Source organism: Ktedonobacter sp. SOSP1-85 (assembly GCF_016587415.1).
Lineage (GTDB): Bacteria > Chloroflexota > Ktedonobacteria > Ktedonobacterales > Ktedonobacteraceae > Ktedonobacter.
Map to the genome: position 1 here is coordinate 6,096,662 of NZ_BNJI01000001.1, position 18,309 is coordinate 6,114,970.

General features: G+C 55.3%; 16 protein-coding genes. 8 read left to right on the top strand and 8 right to left on the bottom strand.

What is annotated here, in order from left to right:
• Nucleotides 1-50: 50 nt before the first annotated feature.
• On the bottom strand, nucleotides 51-257 hold the full coding sequence (locus KTE_RS25530; RefSeq protein WP_201385972.1) for a hypothetical protein: 207 nt from the start codon (nucleotides 255-257) through the stop codon (nucleotides 51-53).
• Between the two features lie 268 nt (nucleotides 258-525).
• Here KTE_RS25530 and KTE_RS25535 point away from each other — a divergent pair, with 268 nt between their 5' ends.
• Nucleotides 526-990: a CoxG family protein gene (locus KTE_RS25535; protein ID WP_201385974.1), complete on the top strand. Its 465-nt coding sequence runs from the start codon at nucleotides 526-528 to the stop codon at nucleotides 988-990.
• A gap of 44 nt (nucleotides 991-1,034) precedes the next feature.
• Nucleotides 1,035-1,868: a bifunctional 2-polyprenyl-6-hydroxyphenol methylase/3-demethylubiquinol 3-O-methyltransferase UbiG gene (locus tag KTE_RS25540; RefSeq protein ID WP_201385976.1), complete on the top strand. Its 834-nt coding sequence runs from the start codon at nucleotides 1,035-1,037 to the stop codon at nucleotides 1,866-1,868.
• A 72-nt stretch (nucleotides 1,869-1,940) separates the two neighbouring features.
• On the opposite strand, the gene KTE_RS25545 is transcribed toward KTE_RS25540, so the two are convergent.
• Nucleotides 1,941-2,375, bottom strand: coding sequence for a CoxG family protein (locus tag KTE_RS25545; RefSeq protein WP_201376435.1), 435 nt, complete (start codon nucleotides 2,373-2,375; stop codon nucleotides 1,941-1,943).
• Nucleotides 2,376-3,001: 626 nt separating this feature from the next.
• Between KTE_RS25545 and KTE_RS25550 the strand changes: the two genes are divergently transcribed.
• Entirely contained in the window at nucleotides 3,002-4,111 is a 1,110-nt protein-coding gene (locus KTE_RS25550) for a hypothetical protein (protein WP_201385978.1), read from the top strand.
• A 182-nt stretch (nucleotides 4,112-4,293) separates the two neighbouring features.
• On the opposite strand, the gene KTE_RS25555 is transcribed toward KTE_RS25550, so the two are convergent.
• Nucleotides 4,294-4,872 (bottom strand): HD domain-containing protein, encoded by a 579-nt coding sequence (locus KTE_RS25555; protein WP_201385980.1) that lies wholly within the window; start codon nucleotides 4,870-4,872, stop codon nucleotides 4,294-4,296.
• Nucleotides 4,862-7,768 (bottom strand): ATP-binding protein, encoded by a 2,907-nt coding sequence (locus KTE_RS25560; protein WP_201385986.1) that lies wholly within the window; start codon nucleotides 7,766-7,768, stop codon nucleotides 4,862-4,864. The genes KTE_RS25555 and KTE_RS25560 overlap by 11 nt, the downstream gene beginning before the upstream one ends.
• A gap of 238 nt (nucleotides 7,769-8,006) precedes the next feature.
• Here KTE_RS25560 and KTE_RS25565 point away from each other — a divergent pair, with 238 nt between their 5' ends.
• The gene (locus KTE_RS25565; protein ID WP_201385987.1) at nucleotides 8,007-8,951 is read left to right on the top strand and encodes a DUF1464 family protein; all 945 of its coding nucleotides are present in this window, start codon (nucleotides 8,007-8,009) and stop codon (nucleotides 8,949-8,951) included.
• Here KTE_RS25565 and KTE_RS25570 read toward each other — a convergent pair.
• Entirely contained in the window at nucleotides 8,883-10,127 is a 1,245-nt protein-coding gene (locus KTE_RS25570) for a YihY/virulence factor BrkB family protein (RefSeq protein ID WP_201385988.1), read from the bottom strand. The genes KTE_RS25565 and KTE_RS25570 overlap by 69 nt on opposite strands.
• Before the next feature lie 289 nt (nucleotides 10,128-10,416).
• Here KTE_RS25570 and KTE_RS25575 point away from each other — a divergent pair, with 289 nt between their 5' ends.
• On the top strand, nucleotides 10,417-10,698 hold the full coding sequence (locus KTE_RS25575; RefSeq protein ID WP_007923439.1) for a J domain-containing protein: 282 nt from the start codon (nucleotides 10,417-10,419) through the stop codon (nucleotides 10,696-10,698).
• A gap of 15 nt (nucleotides 10,699-10,713) precedes the next feature.
• Here KTE_RS25575 and KTE_RS25580 read toward each other — a convergent pair whose 3' ends face one another.
• The gene (locus tag KTE_RS25580; RefSeq protein WP_201385990.1) at nucleotides 10,714-11,460 is read right to left on the bottom strand and encodes a zinc ribbon domain-containing protein; all 747 of its coding nucleotides are present in this window, start codon (nucleotides 11,458-11,460) and stop codon (nucleotides 10,714-10,716) included.
• Nucleotides 11,461-11,764: 304 nt separating this feature from the next.
• Between KTE_RS25580 and KTE_RS25585 the strand changes: the two genes are divergently transcribed.
• Genes KTE_RS25585 through KTE_RS25595 form a run of 3 tightly spaced genes read left to right on the top strand, consistent with a single transcriptional unit; the run spans nucleotide 11,765 to nucleotide 16,383 of the window.
• Entirely contained in the window at nucleotides 11,765-13,675 is a 1,911-nt protein-coding gene (locus KTE_RS25585) for a toprim domain-containing protein (protein ID WP_201385991.1), read from the top strand.
• Nucleotides 13,672-13,857, top strand: a complete 186-nt coding sequence (locus KTE_RS25590; protein ID WP_201385993.1) for a hypothetical protein — start codon at nucleotides 13,672-13,674, stop codon at nucleotides 13,855-13,857. Before KTE_RS25585 ends, KTE_RS25590 begins: the two co-directional genes overlap by 4 nt.
• A gap of 3 nt (nucleotides 13,858-13,860) precedes the next feature.
• Nucleotides 13,861-16,383 (top strand): DNA topoisomerase (ATP-hydrolyzing) subunit A, encoded by a 2,523-nt coding sequence (locus KTE_RS25595; RefSeq protein WP_201385995.1) that lies wholly within the window; start codon nucleotides 13,861-13,863, stop codon nucleotides 16,381-16,383.
• A gap of 88 nt (nucleotides 16,384-16,471) precedes the next feature.
• Here KTE_RS25595 and KTE_RS25600 read toward each other — a convergent pair whose 3' ends face one another.
• Together KTE_RS25600 and KTE_RS25605 are read right to left on the bottom strand one after the other, a co-directional pair.
• On the bottom strand, nucleotides 16,472-16,825 hold the full coding sequence (locus KTE_RS25600; RefSeq protein WP_201385997.1) for a DUF4342 domain-containing protein: 354 nt from the start codon (nucleotides 16,823-16,825) through the stop codon (nucleotides 16,472-16,474).
• A 219-nt stretch (nucleotides 16,826-17,044) separates the two neighbouring features.
• Entirely contained in the window at nucleotides 17,045-18,274 is a 1,230-nt protein-coding gene (locus KTE_RS25605) for a YCF48-related protein (RefSeq protein ID WP_201385999.1), read from the bottom strand.
• Nucleotides 18,275-18,309 lie beyond the last annotated feature (35 nt).

Here is an 18,309-nt window from a genome sequence, read left to right on the forward strand (position 1 = left end):
TGGATTGGCCTGTTCTGTCGCCGCGCTTCAGACTTCCTCGAAGCACGCAATCACTTTCCCTCTCCCTGAATTGGCTGGATACGGCGCGGCTCGATAGACACTTGGCGGGTAATTTTCCCCAGAACCAGAATAAGACGTTTGCCTGCTGGTCCTGTGGCGATGGAGGCCGATCCTAAGCGTTCGAGAGAGTATAATCCGCGATACTCATTAAAGTCACCCGCTTGAATGAGGGCAATCTTCTCTTCCCGCAGGCTCACTGACCTACCTCTGTTGCTGTAATCGTCGTTCTTGTTCTTACTGTACCACATAAACACACCAGTTATCCCCATTTCACAGCCAGCGGTAGCAGAGCCATCGATCTATACGAGGATTCTGCAAGAATGTATAACACGACTGGATAGTTATGCGCCAGGAAGTAGTGGAGCCTCTCTGGATATGCTTCTTTAGTCCCAGCGTTGATGTGATATGATGGTAACGACGCTTTGCTTGCGTGACAAGTAGGAATTGTGGAAAGGATAATGTGCTATGCAGTTTTCTGGCTCGCAAACGATCGCTGCCCCTATTGAGAAGGTGTGGGCGTTTCTCTTAGATGTGAATAATGTGGCGAGCTGTGCGCCGGGCTTTCAGAGCCTGGAGCAGTTGGGCGACGAGCATTGGAAGGCCCTGATCGCGGTCGGCGTGGGACCAGTCAAGGCCAAGTTTAACCTGGATGTCACGCGCCCTGAGAAGCGCGAACCCGAGTTTATGGCTGTCAAGGCACGAGGCAAAGCACCTGGCAGCGCGGTCGACCTCGCGGGCGATATGCAGCTCAGCGCCATCGATGCCAACCAGACGAAGATGGACTGGAATGCTCAGGTGACAATTAGCGGCTCCATCGCCAGTGTCGGCGCGCGCCTGATCAATGGCACCGCCGAGAAGATGACCAACCAGTTCTTTAGCTGTCTCCAATCCAAGCTCCAGGAGCCACAGACCGCTTCAGCTGGCGAGTAACCGCGTTGTAGGCCTTGTGCTCAGCGCTCAGGGAGGTAGAAACAATGCAAACGGCGCTTGCGCGTTGGCAAGAGATCCTGACGGCGAGGGCGCGTCAGATGGACGAGGCATATGCTCGTCTGGGGCGTTCCAGTGCCGACTTCTGGGATCGGCGTGCGCGCAACTATCACCGCTCAAGCCAACGAGTTCAATCCGATAACTCGTTGCTGCTGCGAATGGGTGAGGTGCTTACGCCCGAGAGTGAGGTGCTGGATGTAGGGGCGGGCACCGGACGCTATGCGCTGGCCCTGGCACCTCTGGTGAAACACGTCTACGCGGTCGAGCCAAACGCAAGTATGTTGCGCTATTTACAAGCGGATGCGCAGGCCAGCGGGATCACGAATATTTCATCGATAGCCAGCACATGGCAGGAGGCAGACCCCGCCCTGCGTGCAGATGTCTCGCTGTGCAGCCACGTGCTCTACCCTATTCTTGATCTGGACCGTTTCCTCGCCAGGCTACATGCAGCGACGCAGCATACCTGCTTCCTCTTTATGCGCGCCACCTCTTTTGATGAGATCAGCGATCCCCTGTGGCGGCATTTCCATGGAGAGCCTCGCTGCCTGCCCCCTGGCTATATCCACGCGCTGGATGTCCTCTACGAAATGGGCATTTATGCCAATGTCGAGGTCGTCTCTACCACGCAAAGTATGAGCTTTGCCTCGCTAGAGGAGGCCGTCGCGGAGATGCGTGAGCAGTTGATTTTGCCTGAGGATCCCAAGATTATGGAGGAACTGCGTGGCATGCTGGCCTCCTGGCTGGTTGAGCGGGAGACCATGCTGACCTTCCCGTTGCCGCAGATGCCCAATGCCATTATCTCCTGGCGGGCGAATGGATAAGCAGGAACAAGAAAAGCGGGTCCCTTGCTCTCATCCGAGAGCAAGGGACCCGCTTATTGAGTTTGCGAGAAATTACGCGATATTGTTATCCAGGTTCTTGAAGATGGTGTTCAGGGTGCTGTTGACTACGCCCTTGCCGATGGGATTGTTCGCCATCGCGACCGCGCCTTCAAGCTCCGCGTTGGCCTCATACGCCAGCACTGCGCCGCCGGGCTCGTCGGAAATATTGATCTGGCAGACGCCATTAACCGAACCGCCGGTGCCCTGGCGCTGAATCTGAAGTTCAATGAAGTTGGGTTCCTGAACGCGGGTGATGTTGATGACCACCGCGTAGGGACCTTTCAGTCCGGGGATGGGCGTCGTCACAAATGCCTTGATGCGGTTCGCGTCGAGGAACTCAATCGACTGGCAACCAGGGATGCTGGCCTGGAGGATGGAGGGATTGAGTATGCCCTTGAAGACCTGCGAGCTGGAAGACTTGAACTTGTGTGTACCACTAAGTTTCATGCGAGAAAAACCCTTCCTTAGAAAAAATATTGTTGATAGCGTCTTGATGCGCTTCTGCAATATGCATGTGTTTGCATGTACGATCTAGTAGATCAGGCCCTATTGTACCGACTTCTTATGCGACTTTCAAGAAGTTAGCCTCTTTTCCTACTCCTGAGCGCGCAGGCGCTCAGGAGTAAAGGGTGATGATGTGGCGCGTGGGCATTTGCCCACGCGCCACATCATCACCCTTTACTCAGAGAATGTCCATCGCAGGGGAGGTTTACGGCGTCTCGAATGGATATCTTCTATCTTCTATGAGGTCTATAAATTGCATTCAATATGCAAATTTGGGATTTCGAAATGTATGGAAAGTAGATTATCCAAATGTGCTATCTGCATAATTTTTGCAAATCTTTTGTGGAATATGTGTTATACTGCATCTATACGTTCCAACCTGTATCGTATAATCCTAAAAACTTTTGGGAGCAGCGATGTCTTTGCATAGAGAACAAGTAGAAACAACGAACCAAGATTGGCATACTTATGTGGCGAAAGAGAGGTATAATCTTTCGGCCTCTATAGAGCAGACATTCTATGAGAAATCTGTGGCTGCTGGTCGAGAGCGGGAGGGGGTAGATGGGAAAGTGAAGAACTCGAGTCATACCATCTATGGCAAAACGCTGATTCCACCTCGTATTAGCTTGCAATCGCGCCTGGCACCAGCCTTTTACCGCAGTAATCTGGGCGAAGAACCCGCGGCCACGCAGACAAATGTGGCCCTCATGGCTCTGGGTGAAAATGGCGAACTGAAGGCGAGTTCTGAGAATAACCTGCTGACCCGCTTCGCGCGGCGTGTCACCTCATCGCTGGCGGCTATCGGTTTCTACAAACGGAGCGGAACACCTCCGGAGTCAGGCGATTATAGAAATACTGCTGCTAGAGATACTACAAATGTTGTGGTTAACACGATTTCTGCGCAAGAGACGCTTGATTTTCCATCGATACCGGCATCTTTTCATGATGGCATGCCGACTATGAATGAGATGAGAGAGGCAGCGCATATTGCGGATCAGATGACTATACCTCCGCTGGAGCAGATGTTTGACACACCCTGGAATGAAGCCTTTCGCCCGTTGCCATCTTCGATGGGTTCATTCTCGGCCTCCATGACGAGCATCAGTTCCTCCATGGGAAGCGTTGCCGTCTCGCAGACGGGCAGGGGCAGGTATCGCCTGGCTGGCCACACTACCAAAATTCATTTGCAGGCCGCCTCACCTGTGGCTATGGCGAAGGAGACCCTGGCCTCTACTCAGATCCCGCTTTCACCCACAGCTCCCCGTGTTCCCATCGCCGGGACGCGCCGCAAGGAGAGCGTGAGCGCCTATATGCCAGCCGTGCAGAAGGGAAGCGAGAAGCGTGCAAGTGAGGACGTCATGGCTACACACGCCCCTGGTCTCCTGCCCGATACGCCCATGGAGATGATGCGTAATAGCGCTTACCTTACGGCCCTGAAACCAGTGCAGACAGCACGGAAGACGACGAATGCGGGGAGTGGTGTCTTTGAGAGCGCTCAGCGCGACGTCACCATTAATCATGAACAGGTCAGTGCCACCAGTACGGTCCTGGTCACGTTGACATCTGACCCTGGCCCGGTGGTGGTGCATTTCGTCACGCTCCAGCCCGGCGTCGGCTTCACCGTCCACCTGACGGCCCCTGCATCTAAACAAGCAACCTTTAACTACATCATCCTCTAGACGACGCTACGAAAGTACGCGTCTACATATAGATCATATGTAGACGCGTACTTTCGTAGCGTCGTCCCACCTCGACATCCTGTATCTTTACAGCTCTCCTTGTACTTCCTGGCGCAGGCGCTGGAAGAAGTTTTCCATATAGTCAAAGCGTTCCTGTGCCAGTTCGCGGCCGGTCGCGGTCGTCATGCGCTGGGGCATGGCATCGAAGAGCAGTTCAAACTCGATGCTTGGCGAATAGTCAGGGCGCCGACGGAGCTGGCGGACGAGGAGGGGATCGACAGGTCGACTGACCTCGGGGGAACCTCTGAGTAGACCTTCTGGTTGTAGCGTCCCGTAATGCAGAAGAGGCGTGCAATCCCAATTGCGCCTAGACAATCAATCTTATCTGCGTCATAGAGGATACGCCCTTCGAGGGTGCGCGGAACCTGGCCCCCTGTCATGCGATGGTCGCGAATGGCCTGCTGGACCAGGGGAATGCTCTCCTGGGGGAAGTGGGTATGCGCGAGCAGGTCGGCGGCCATATGCGCGCCTATCTCGGCATGGTCGCCACCATGCAGGCGTTCGCGCTCCTGCCCGATATCGTGAAATGCGACCGCGGCCCAGATCACGGGCAGATTACCACCTTCCCTGGCTTGAATCGTCTCTGCCAGGGACATGACACGAAGTAAGTGGTCAAAATCATGTGAGGCATCCTTACACTCTTCTTGTTCCAGTACCTCCCTGGCGCGTTCCACGATCCAGGAGCGAAGTTCAGGCTTCAATGATGTCAGATCTTTCTACTAATGGTAAGGTGAGAATAAAACAAGTGCCCTCGCCCGGAATACCACTACTCTCGACGCCGATATGCCCACCATGCAGGCTCAGAAACTGCGCCACGACATACAGTCCCAGGCCCACGCCCCTGGTCTTGTTCCCTTCGATATTGGGGGCGCGATAAAAGCGCTCGAAGAGGCGTGCCTGGGCATCGAGGGGGATGCCAATGCCCTGATCTTGTATGCGTATCTCTACAAAGGGATCCCCACTGGCGTTAGGTGTCTGCTGCAAGGTAACAGTAATAGATCCTCCGAACGGACTGTATTTTATCGCATTTTGCAGGAGGTTCGCAAAGACCTGGGAGAGGCGGGCGCTATCACCCAGGATGAGGTAGGGGTGCGCGCCTGTTTGAACCTGGCAGGTGATGGTATGCATGGGCGAGGTCATAGCATGCTCGGCGACCGTCCGCTCAACGATACGCTGGACATCAAGTTCTTCTGTATTGAGCACGATCTGGCCCCGATTGAGGCGCGTTACCTCCAGGAAGGTATTGACGATGTTAGTGAGTTGATGGCCCTGTTGATCAATCGTGGCGATGCTCTCATGCAATTTGTCCTGGAGCACTGGCTCAAGTTGATGCTTGCGGAGCAGGCGCGCCATCATCTGGCTATGGGCGACGATAATGGTGAGCGGCGTGCGAAACTCATGGGCAGTAATATCGAGAAATTCGTCTTTCAGATCGTTTGACTGGCGCATAAGCTCCTCACTGGTGCGGGCGAGGGTCGCCTCCTTTTGCCAGTGCATCTGTTCCATGGCCAGGCCCGCGAACTGCGCGATACCTTCGGCGACCGCGAGATCCCAGACATTAAAGACCGGGTGGCGCAGGGGACGTGTCGCGCCCTCCTGTGGATGCTGCTCCCTGCGCAGCGTGGTCGAGCGGTCGAGCAGAATAACCCCGTGGAGGTCGTTACGATGCATAATGGGAGCCGCGATGAGCATGGTTTCGGCGAAGGGATTAGGCTGCTCCGGACATTGTTCCGCGCTGACCTGGAGCGCGTGCCCGGCCAGCAGGTGTTCCCGAAATCCCGTGTACTGTCCCTTTGTTGGCATAAGCCAGGTTTGTTGCTCTTGCTGCCAGAGCTCCTCCTCCTCTGGAGCGAAACCAATGGAGAGATAGGGTTCAAATACATGCTGCTCCTGGTTGTAGAGCTGGACCATACCGCGATCACAATGCAGCGAAGCCAGGGTTTTCCCCAGCAGGCTCTGTAGCATATCGTGAAGGTTCGTCAGGCCCGAAGCCGCCTCGGCAGCATGGAGCATGGTATCCAGTGCGCGCCGGACGCGCCGTTCGCTGCGTATCTGTTCGCTGATATCCCGAAATGCGCTGACGATACCAATCTGTTGCTGTTGATCGTCTAGGAGCGGCTCGACATTGATCTCCATGGTACGCTCGGAGCCATCGGCGCTTGTAGTCACATAGCGCTCGCCACGGATATATTCGCCACGTAGTGCGCGTACAATCGGGAAGCGCTCAGGTGGAATAGTTTTGCCGCGTAAGGTTGAAATATGTCGATGTTGAAGGAGCTTGGAGAGGTCAATTTGCGCGTCAAAAGAGGTTTCCAGGTAGCGCCTGGCCATATGGTTGCTGAGAATGGCCTCCCCTTGCATATCCAGGACCAGGATGCCCTCGCTCATGGCGTTGAAGATGGCATCAAGTGTATTGGCGCGTTCATTCGCCAGGGCGGCGGCCTGGCGGGCCTCCTGCAAAATATGATCTTTCTCGATGGCCAGGGCACACTGAGCGGCGATATCCAGGGCAAAGGCGCGATATCCCTGCGAGGGGGCACGTGCATGCAGGGGAAAGCCAATCAAGGCCAGTCCCAGGCACGAGGTCTCGCCACGCGCCGTCCGCCGACTATGCTGGCGGGGAAGATTCCCCATCAAGGGAGCCACGAGGACCTGCTCAAAACCAAGTTGCTGAAACCAGGCACGCTCATGTGGAGTGGCCTGATCGGAGGGAATGAAGTAGGTCTTCCCCGTTGTGGCCGCTTGCTGACAGTGAGATAACGCTGGCAGGTGGGGGCCTTCGCTGGGTGTTGAGGAGGTTGACTCGCCCTGGATCATCACGGTCAGGGTCGTGTCCTGGGAGAGAAGCGCAATGGCTGCCTTGCCCGTACCAAAGCCCTGTTGGAGGTGCTGTGTGGCAATATGCAAGACCGTCGCCAGCTCCTCACCGGAGTTGACGGCCATAGCGACCTGGTAAATAGAGCGGGCGCGCTGGATCAGGCGTTCGGCGCGCTTGCGCTCGCTCTGTGCTTGTTGATAGAGGCGGGCATTATGAATGGTGAGCGCGGCCTGCTGCCCGATGGCGCGTGCCAACTGCTGTTGTTCCGCGCTAAAAAGTGTTTCCTGCTGGGGATTATCGAGCGACATGATGCCCACGGGTTTGCCTTCACGCAAGAGCGCGATCAATAGAATCGAGCGCACCAGAAATTTATCAGCGAGCAGGCGCATGTGGGAACTGGGGGTACTGGCGAGATCGCTAAGTGCCAGGCAGGGTTGTTGTTGTACGAGGTGTTGTACAATAGGATCATGAAAGGGAAAGCGACTTCGGTGCCAGACGTGGTCGGCGGCCTGGAGCGCCTTCGGCGGAAAGCTTGAGGCGTTCAGGTGATAGGCTGAGGGGAGAAAGGAAGTCTGGGCTTCGTCGAGGAGCCAGACCGCGCAGCGCTGCACTTCGCACACTTCTGTGGTACGGCGCACGAGTACCTGTAAAATATGGGTCGGGTCCAGCGAAGAGGCCAGCAGTTCTGAGAGTTCGCGCAACAACTCGCTCTCGCGCAATGCGTTTCTCAGTCGAATGTGCTCTTCATTACTTGTCGATATAGATTGCTCTCCAGGCATACTTACGACCTCTTCCGAAGCTACATGGACCTCAAAAAGGCACGTGCATTTTTGCTACACTCTGTCACTAGAACCAGGAGTTCATGGACGGCATTGGGTAAACGGGGCATCTCATCTAATTGAGTGAAAGTGTAACAGATTCTTACAGGTTACGTCAAGGAAAACGAAGGAATACAGTATTGGACGCGCTGTGTGTTTCAATATGTTGTGTCCATACATGGGAGATAAATTGAAGAGCATGAATATAAGCCTGGGTCTTGAGTATCGCCATGGTGAGTGGCGTCTTTGCGTGTTGGAGCAGGGAAAGCCCATCGAGTATAGGTCCTTCGCCACAGGCGAACTGCTCGCCGAGCATATATCGCGTCTCTGTGCCTGCTATCCCGAGCCGGCTCTGGCCCTGGCATCTCAGCTCGAAACGGGCCTGCGTCCTTTAGCTACGTTTGATCCAGGGACCCAGGTCTCGCTCTCGCTCTGTACCGCGGCTAGCGCTGAGGAGCACGATGAGCTACAGCGCTTTCTCGTCTCGTTAAGCGTCTACAATAACCATAGCTACTGCCTGCCGAGTGTGCGTTATTTGCCGAGCGTGCCGGCTTTCCGCAAGCGTTATCGCTCCCAGATGGGGGGATCTGATCGCCTCAGTTTGGCGGCGACCTTGCTCTACCGTATGCGCCAGCGCGAGGCGGTATGGCCAGAGATGCGCTTCCTCTTGCTTGACATGAGCAGTATAGCGCGTCATATTACGGTGATCTATGATGGGTGCATCATCGATGATTGTGGCGAGAAGCCACTCACCTATTTCTCGCCCGAGCAGGCTGAGAGCGAGGAATTAGCCATGGCGCTGGAAGAGGATCTACGCCAGGACCTCGCGGCGCTTATAGCTATCCACCACATCGAAGATATCGTGTTGCTGGATCGAGGCTATATACCTGCGGGATCAACAGCCACGGTGCCGCTGGTAAACGAAAAGATGCTCGCTCGCCTCGGGGACCTCTACCAGGTCTATGGTTTTCCCCGTGAGGCAAGCGAGCCTGAAGGTTTCGAGTGTGCGCTAGGAGCCGCGCTTCTCGCCGATGGTCTGGATGGACAGGGACTCGCGGCCGAGGTTACTGAGCATCTAATGTCTCTGGCGCAGGCGGAACCATTCGAGCAAGACCGCGACAAGGGAGCCAGCGGCCACCTGTAGGACCATGCCTTTCTTGCTTGGTTTAGCGGCAGGGACGTTTCCGGCTGAACCGTGTTGCAGGTAACCTGGCGTCTGGCGAAATTTCTCCTGGTTGCGGTGCCGGTTCTGCTCCTCCTGTTTCCGCGCTTCTGCAACATGCTGGCGGTCGGCAAGCTCGGTGGCTTTGATATTTACAATTGCCTCAGCTTCTTTCTCTGGAATATCCTTATTGAGCTTGCCCGCCATGGTGCTGACAAACGTTATCAGGTTGTTGGGGAGAGGGCGTACGCCTTCGCTAAAGAAGGCATTGATCTCGCCACCAATCATCAGGATCGTGGCGAAGTAGTAGAAAAAGATCAAGAAAATGATCGCGAAGCCTACCTGGCCGGTATAGTTGCCCAGGCCAAAACGCGCATAGATTGGGAAGAGCGCCAGGAAAAGAGCCAGGGCAATCGACGAGCCAAGCGCGCCCTTCCAGCTATTCTTCCAGCTGATTTGCTGATTGGGGACAATAACGTAAATGGCTTCGAAGAGCATAAAACCTACCAGGACGCTACCGCCAAAACCTGCCAGGTACGAGAGCACAGGGTTTGCGGCGATGGTTGATACAAAGGGAATGCTCTTCAATGCCGGGTTATTTTGCAGTAATCCGAGTATAAGGGTGGGGAGCGACGAGGCAAAGACCATGATGGGAACGAGAAAGACAAAGATCAGTACCATGCCTATGGCGACCAGGCGCTGGCGTATCATAGGGCGTGGCCGTACGCGGTAGACGATATCCAGGCAGTTCTCTATGGTCACAAACAGGTTGGAGCCGTTGAAAAGTGCCAGCACCACGGCGATAATTGTCAACCAACCGGCGTTTTTCTGCAGTTGCGTAATCGCCAGGCTGAGCGCAGCCTTGTTGGACCCTGCGATTGGGAAGAAGCTCGTTGCCTGGTTAATAAGTTGCTGTGTATCGGTGACACCACCCAGGGCAAACCCCAGGATGGCGATCAAGGCAATGGCGATAGGCACTATCGACATCAGAATGTTATAGGCCAGCAGGCCCGCCAGGCCCGACGACCAGTCGTTATTAAATTTGTTCAGGAATTCGCGGAAGGTCTTGCCGCCCGCTTCCGCCCCGTGGAGGAGGTGCTGTGTCGCGCTCTTTTTCTTGTGCGCCTCACTCTCCATATTGCTTATGCCGCTTGCCATAATTGCATCTCCCGTTGGATACTATACAGTGCTCGATCTGCTATCCGCATTTTCTGAAAGATAAAGGAAAAGCAAGAAAAAGGACCTTATCTTCTGTATATCATTCACGGTTGAGCATAGTGTAGCGTTTCATTTCTAGCGCTATTTCGGGTATAGTATTGGAGAGAAGGCAGGCAGAAAACCTATAGCGGTATGTAGTAGCATGAAGCTGTGTATTATATACGGGCATAATATGTAGACGCGTACTTTAGTAGCGTCGGGCAGGAGCTTACTGTAGATTGAGAGGACAATGAGTACACGACCACCAAAATCGCTGGGCGCCTTACTATGGCAGATGCTGCGCCTGAGTATGAAAGCGCTCTGGGAGAGCAATTCAAATCCAGCCCGTGTGCTCATGCAGCGCCAGCAGGCCCTGGCGGTGCTGGGCCTGCCTGCGAACGCGACTCCTCAACAAATTAAACAGCGCTATCGTCTGCTGGCCAAGCGGTACCACCCGGACCGGGGAGGCGATCCCCAGCAGATGCAGCGTATCATCGCAGCCTATCATACGTTGATGCGTGAGCAGAAATAGGAGGGCCGGGCGCGCCTAGAAGAGGGGCGCGCCACAGCGATTACAGAAGCGCTTCCCCGGTCGACAGCGATTGCCACACTGCTCACAATAGATCGGCTGCCCACTGGCTGCTGGCGCCTGATTTTGGCTGACAACGGGGGGCGAGGATGGTGGCGCAGGCGGCGTGGGCATAGTTTGGTGCTGGGGCGCAGGCGGAGCGACGTTCTGCACTGGTTGCCTGGGATAGTTTGGATTCGCTGTAGGTTGGCTCGGACCCGCTAGCTGCGCGTCGGGATCTGGCTTCTGTGTGCTCTGAATCGTATCATTGATGGTTTTCGCGGCCTTGACGGCCATTCCACCCAGCGTCGTGGCGATCTTAATGCCTTTGGCGATATCGTCCATATCCTTTTTCATGCGCTGCATCGAGGGCAGGGATGGTGAGTCTGAGACCTTCGCGAACAGGTTCTTCCCCAACTGGATGCCATCCTCTTGCGGCGTCAACTGCCCTTGCTCCTGGTTCCCGTCGTCAAAGCGCAGGGTCAGTAGCGAGCCCTGCTGATAAAAATTTCCCTCACGCCTGATCTCAGCGGCGGGCGCCGTGGCGTTGGTCTGCTCGCCCTTGATGAAGGACTGGGCCATATGGGCCAGGCGACTGCGATCCTGGACAATCAAGACGAAGCGCCCATTCGCTTGGAGAACAAGGCGGTCAATGAGGGAGGTAAAGTAGTCTAGACCGACCCCTGAGCGATGCTGACACTCATACTGACCTGTAATTGGCTTCATGATAATTCGCGCCCTTTCCCGGTGAAATTCTATCCTTGCTGTCTTATACTACGAAAATGAGGCCAGGATAGTTGAGTATATCACAGCCGTTTGTGCTACCCACAGTTGCCAAATTGGCGTCTCTATTCTAACATGTGCATGCGCTAATCTTGCGCCCTGGCATGATTACCAGATATGCTAAGAACAAAAAGAATTTGACTAATAGAACTTTTGATCCAAAATTGCTAGAGATTATCTTGACTTTCCATGTTTAAGGCTGTATGCTGATTAGGCAATAAACGCATTGAAAGAGGTATAGGGTTAGATGTCTCGTTCCCCAAAAGCACTCCCTCCCATGCAGAATGAGTCGGACCTTCAGCAACAGGAGTTCTCATTCTTAGCGACGCGGAGTATAGACGAAGATAGAGAAGAAAAACAACAGATACAGAGCGTTGAGTCGAAGGCGCCTAGAGCCCGGAAGGAGGCAGTATATTCCTCTGCCGATATCCAGGTGCTCGAGGGTATCTCCGCCATTCGACATCGCCCGGGAATGTATATTGGCTCAACATCTACCTCTGGACTGGTGCATCTGATTTGGGAGGCGCTTGACAATGCTGTTGATGAGGCTGTAGCTGGCTATGGCAAGCAGATCTGGGTAACGATAGATCGGGAGGGCTGGGTCACGGTACGTGACGAAGCACGAGGTATGCCCTTTGACCTTATGCTTTACCAGGGGGATTACCTGCCCGCGGCAACGGTTATCCTGACAGTACCTCATTCAGGCGGCAAATTCGCTGAAGGTGCCTACAAGACTGCAGGCGGTCTGCATGGTGTTGGCTCGACCGTCATCAATGCCCTTTCAGAGAAGCTAGAATTGACCATCTGGAAGGATGGGCAGTGTTTTACCCAGTCATTTAGTCGTGGTACCGCGCTGCCACACCACATTGAGCCTTGTGACCCAAAATTACACGGTACCCAGTTGCGCTGGGCGTATGACCGCACCATCTTTGATCCCGATGTCTACTACTCTCTTGAAGCCATCGATAGCCGTTTGAAGGCCTCCGCCTATCTCAATCGCGGTGTAACTTTCCATCTTGAGGCCTGGGATGAGAGCCTCAACGAGCAGGTGCGGCGCGTGTACTATTCGCGTGAGGGTCTGCCAGACTACGTACGTGATCTCTCCTCTGGGACGAATACCCCCATGTTTAAGCATGTGCTTGGCATCGCCAAAGAGAAGGATAATGTCTCGGTCGAGGTGGCGCTCCAGCCTACCACAGGGTATAAAACCGCGCTCTATAGCTACGCCAACGCCGTGCGTACGCGCGATGGTGGTGTGCACGAAAGCGGGTTTAAGGCCGCCTTAACCAAGGTCATCAATGACTATGCCATCAAGCTGAGCGTGATCAAGAATCGCGAGCGTGATGGCTTTAAACCAGAGGTGATTCAACAGGGCCTAAACGTCGTTATCTCGGTCAAGTTGACCAACCCCCAGTTCCAGGGCCAGACCAAGGATCGCCTGAACAATGCTCCCATTGAAGGCATCGTACGTTCAGTCGTTGACGAGGGGCTGAAGGACTGGTTTGAGAAGAATAGCGCGGCCGGGAAAGAGTGGCTGAAAAAAATTCAGCAGATGCAGAAAGCGCGCAATGAGGCTCAGTTGGTGGAGGAGTTGGCGCGGGCGGGCACCAAGAAGAACAATGAGATGATCGACACCTCGCTCTCAAAGAAGTTCCTGCGTTGCAACACCAGTGATGCTTCGCGCGCGGAACTCTTTATCGTCGAGGGCGATTCGGCGGGTGGTAGCGCCGGTCAGGGGCGTTTCTCCGAGTTCCAGGCCGTCTTAAAGCTCAAGGGCAAACCCCTGAACGTGGCCAAGGCCGATTTGAAGAGTATCGTCGAGAACGAAGAGATTCGCACAATCATCAATGTGCTGGGAACCGGCACGCGCGATGTATTTGATATTAGCCGCCTCAAATTTAACCGGGTTATTATCGCGACCGATGCGGACGTCGATGGCCTGCATATCCAATGCCTCCTGCTGACGCTTTTCCACCAGGAGTTTAGCGATCTGATTGAGCAAGGGCATGTGTATATTGCCTGTCCCCCCTGTTCTCCGTCAAGTATAAGGGCAAGGTGCATTGGCTGCTCAATGACGAGGCGCGTGAGCGCTTTGTACGTACCCATGCCGATGCGCAGAACCTGGAGTTCAAGCGTTTCAAAGGTCTGGGCGAGATGAACCCGAAGGAACTGCGCGATACCACCTTTGACCCGGCACGGCGTACGCTCAAGCGGGTAACAATGGAGGATGGCGTCCTGGCGGCGAAACTGGTGACTGAGCTGATGGAGGATAAAAACGCGGAACGCCGTCGCGTTTTCCTGGCGGAACACTCGCGTAAGATCAAGGAACTGGACGTGTAAACGATGGCTAGTGTAAGTGAAAATACAGAGAAAACCGTAGAAACGGGTATCATACAGGAAGATTTCTCCGTGATCATGGCCCAGGCCTTTGCGACCTATGGTCTCTCCGTGGTCACGGATCGCGCCCTCCCGGATGCGCGTGATGGCCTCAAACCGGTGCAGCGCCGCATCCTGGCGGGTATGCGCGAGGCGCGTTACCTTGCCAGCCGCCCTACGGTCAAGAGCGCCGAGATTGTAGGCTTGATCCTGGGTAATTATCATCCTCACGGCGATACCTCGGTCTATGAGGCGGCTGCCCGCATGGCCCAGCCCTTTACCATGCGCTATCCGCTGATCGAGGGGCAGGGCAACATGGGCAGCGAGGATGGCGATGCCCCGGCGGCGTATCGCTACACCGAGATGCGCCTCTCGCCGCTCGCGGAGGCCTTGATGGCCGATATGGAGCGCGAGACGGTCCCCCTGCATCCAACCTATAAGCAGGATCCCAAGGTGCAGGAGCCTGACTATCTACCTGGACGCATTCCGCCTGTCGTCAATCCCTCCAGCGGTATCGCAGTTGGCCTCTCAACCAACATCCCGCCCCATAACCTGGGCGAGGTGCTACGAGCCTGTATCGCCCTGCTAGACCGTCCCGATATGACTGTCGATGAGCTGATGGGCTATATTCCAGGGCCTGACTTTAGCCAGGGTGGCCATATCATCGGCACCGAGGGCATTCGCGATTATTTCACCACCGGCAAGGGACGTATCATTGTGCGGGCGGAGGTGCGCCTGGAGGAGACGCCGCGCAGCCGCGCGCTCGTCGTTACCCAGATTCCCCCGACTGGACGCGACAAGGTCAAGGCTTCCATTATCAAGGCCTTTAACGCGCGCAAACTCGAAGGACTGATGGCCGATCTGCGCGACGAGAGCGACACCGAGAAGGGGACGCGTATCGTGCTGGAACTGCGCAAAGACGTGGACGCAGCCCAGACGCTGGAGCAGCTCTATCGCGAAACTGATCTCCAGATCGCGATCTCCTTCCAGATGGTCTTTCTCTTTGGCTCACCCATGCAGGCCGCACGCCAGCCCAAACAGACCGGGATGCTGGAACTGCTCAACTACTGGAACGCGCACCAGCTCGACCTGCTCACGCGCCGGGCACAGTACGACCTGCGCAAGGCCCGTGAGCGCCTGCATGTCATTGAGGGCCTGATTACCGGTGCCGCGCACGCGGAAGAGATCGTGAAGATCTTCCAGCAGTCAGAAGATCGGACCAGCGCCCGTAGAGCCATTGAAGAGCGCTACTCCCTGACGGAGATCCAATCGGACGTCATCGCTTCGATGACACTCTCGCAGGTTACCAAATTGGATAGCGGCAAATACCAGCGCGAGCGCGATGAGTTGCAGCGGCGCATCGAGGAGCTAGAGAATCTGCTCGCGAATCGGCGCGCCCTGATCTCCCTCTTGAAGAAGGAGATGCAGCAGCTCATGCGCCAGTTTGCGGATGAGCGCCGGACCTATATTGATGTTGAGGGACAGCCCCACGCGCCCATCACTCACGTGGCCAGCCTGCACGAGCGTGAGCCGCTGACCGTCGCCTTTGCCTCTCCTGGGACGCTGAAGGCACTTGCGCCCGATACCTTCAAGCCCAAGCAGAAAAATGGTGTGCTTGCGTATACCCCTGTCCGTGGCGATGAGCAGTTGCGCCAGGTGGTCGCCACCACCACGCAGGACTACCTGCTGTGTATGTCCTCGACCGGGCGTGTCTTCCAGATCGGTAGCCATCGCCTGCCCCTGGTGACGCGTTCCGCCAAGGGCGAGGCCATCCGCGATCTGCTGGAGCTGGCGCCAGGTGAAGAGATCGTGGCGGTTGTGCCCATCGATGCCTATGACGAGGATCGCTACATGGTCACCTTTAGCCGCCTGGGCAAGGTCAAGAAGTCGCCACTCAGCGAGTACAAAACGGTCGATATCGATGGCGCGCAAGATATGAAGCTGGCCGAGGGCGATAGCGTCGTCACGGCGCTGCTCTCACGTGGCCAGGGCGAGTACTTTGTCACTACCGACTATGCGCAGACGCTGCGTTTTAGTGACGAGGCCTTGCGTGCTCAGGGCCGTGTCGGCCAGGGTGTCGCGGCCATCGCCCTCGCTAAGGGAGGAGGCGTCGTTGTAAGCGCCTCTTATTATGAGCCTCAAGGGACCGTCGTCGACGAGACCACGGGCGAAGTCCTGCCAGAGCTGAATAGCCTGCTGGTCGTAACCGAGCAGGGCACGCTCAAGAAGGTACCTGTTAGCCAGTATCCCCAGAAGGGACGTGCAACTGGTGGTGTGGTCACTACCGAGATTGGCGACAAAGACCGCGTCTTGCTCAGTATGCTGGTAAATGAACAGGATCACTTGCTGCTCGGCTGGACGGGACGCAATGGAGAGAAAGGCGAGCATGCCCTGGTCCTTCCTGTTAGCGAGGTCAAGGCCTTCCCGCGCGTCAAGCAGGGCGTCGAGGTCGTCAATGGGCGCATCCTCACCGTAGTCAAGCTAGGGTAGTTTTATAGTGTAGAGAAAAAAGTGTGAGAGCTGGTTCGGGCATTGGCCCGAACCAGCTCTCACACTTTTTTCTCTACACTAATTGAGTTTAGAGGGCAGGGGGAACGTCGTCGCGAATCTCTTCCACCTTGCGCTCGATATAGTCGGTGGGATTATCGGTGCGCACGACTTCGATGGAGCACTGCGTCAACAGCGCGCCCAGGACGCCGACCGCTGCCAGGGCTGGCGCGAGGAGAACGCCCGCGACGCCAATGGTCAGAGGAAGCTCCAGAATGGAGTTGCCATCCTGCTTAATGATAATACGGCGAACATTACCCTCATGGATAAGCTCTTTTACCTTGGCCAGCAACTGCTCGCCAACGACCTGGAGCTCTTCAACACCATAAGATTTCTGCTCAATATTGCTGCGATCAGTATAGCCTTCACGTGGATCTTGTGCCATTGTTATTACACTCCTTTTTGCATATGCTGCATAAGTATGTTTTTATGTGCTCATCTATTCTGCTGTGTGCTCATCTTGACTGCGACCGTTCTCTCACAGCCTCACCTATAATACGCAGCACATGGCTGAAAGGTTGAATAATTTGGGAACAAATAAGGATGTGGTGCTGGACCGGCTTAGCTGGTCCAGCACCACATCCTTTATCTCACATCAAGAAGGCTAGTCGGCAACTGGCTGCAGAGCATGCCAGTTATGACCGCCGTTGTTGGTCTGGAAAAGGTTCCAGTTATTCTGCTTATCCTTGATCCAGACCCAACCCGTTTGGGGCGTGAGGAAGGTCAAGCCACCCAACACCTGCCAATCGGCGTCAGCCTTGAGTAGCCCGCTTGGGTGGATGATATCCCAGGAGCGACCACCAGTGCTGGTGTGATGAAGGACGAATTGGCCCTGACCATCAAAGCCAAAGCTCCAGCCCTCTCGGGCATTGAGGAAACTAAAGTTTGTGAATTCCGTGTACCAGGTCGCGGGCGAAGAAGGTCCCAGCAGCCAGGTCTTGCCTCCATCCTGCGTCTGATAGGCGGTGAGATGCGACATACCGTTGCCAGAGCTTGTGTCATATTTCACAAAAAGCGTGCCAGTATACTTGTCTTGCCAGAATGGCCCATACCCTTGTGTAAAATAAACGCTATTGCCCCCTTTAATGGGCGCAATGTTGTCTTTACTCCAGGTCTTGCCGCCATCATGGGTGCTATAGAGATAGACCTCGCCCGAGAGCCAGATGCCCGTTACCCAGCCCTGTTGGGGGTTGGCAAACGTAAAATGGATCGACTGGCCGTATGGACGAACCAGGCTCGCCGGATTATCAACGGTATTCAGTAAGGTCTCCCAGGTTTTACCGCCGTTACTGGTGCGCAATAGTGCGATCTCGGACGATCCTGGATGGGAACCCTGAGCGCTGAACGCGAGCCAGCCATGTTGGGAGTCCAGAAAGTTAATCTGATAGAAGTAGTACGGCCCACCAGGGGTCGAAAGGGTAAAGGATGTTGTTTGCCAGGTCTGACCACTATCCTGGGTGCTGAGAAGAATCTGTGTTTGATCTTGTAGGGCTCCAATATAGCCATGCCTGGCATCCGGGAAGAATGAAGTTGTGACGAACATATTCGTCGCTTTGAACTGTGATGGCGTCACGTCGCGCCAGTGTTCGGGTCCCTGATGCGTCGCATAGATATGGGTATGGCTCTCATCGAATGCCCAGCCGTGTTGCTGGTCAATCATGGTCAGCCCCGCAAGCTGGATCTGGTGTGTTGCCGTCTGTGCGGCCTGCGCGTTGGCGATGGAAGGCGCTAGAAATGCTCCGATCATCAGACACACTGCCAGCAATGCTATGCAGGCGAAGCGTGCTTGCCAGGCTGTAATTCTCCATCTGGAGCCTGTGAACAGAGGTCGCATACCGTAAACTCCTTTGAATGTTCTTCTATCCATGG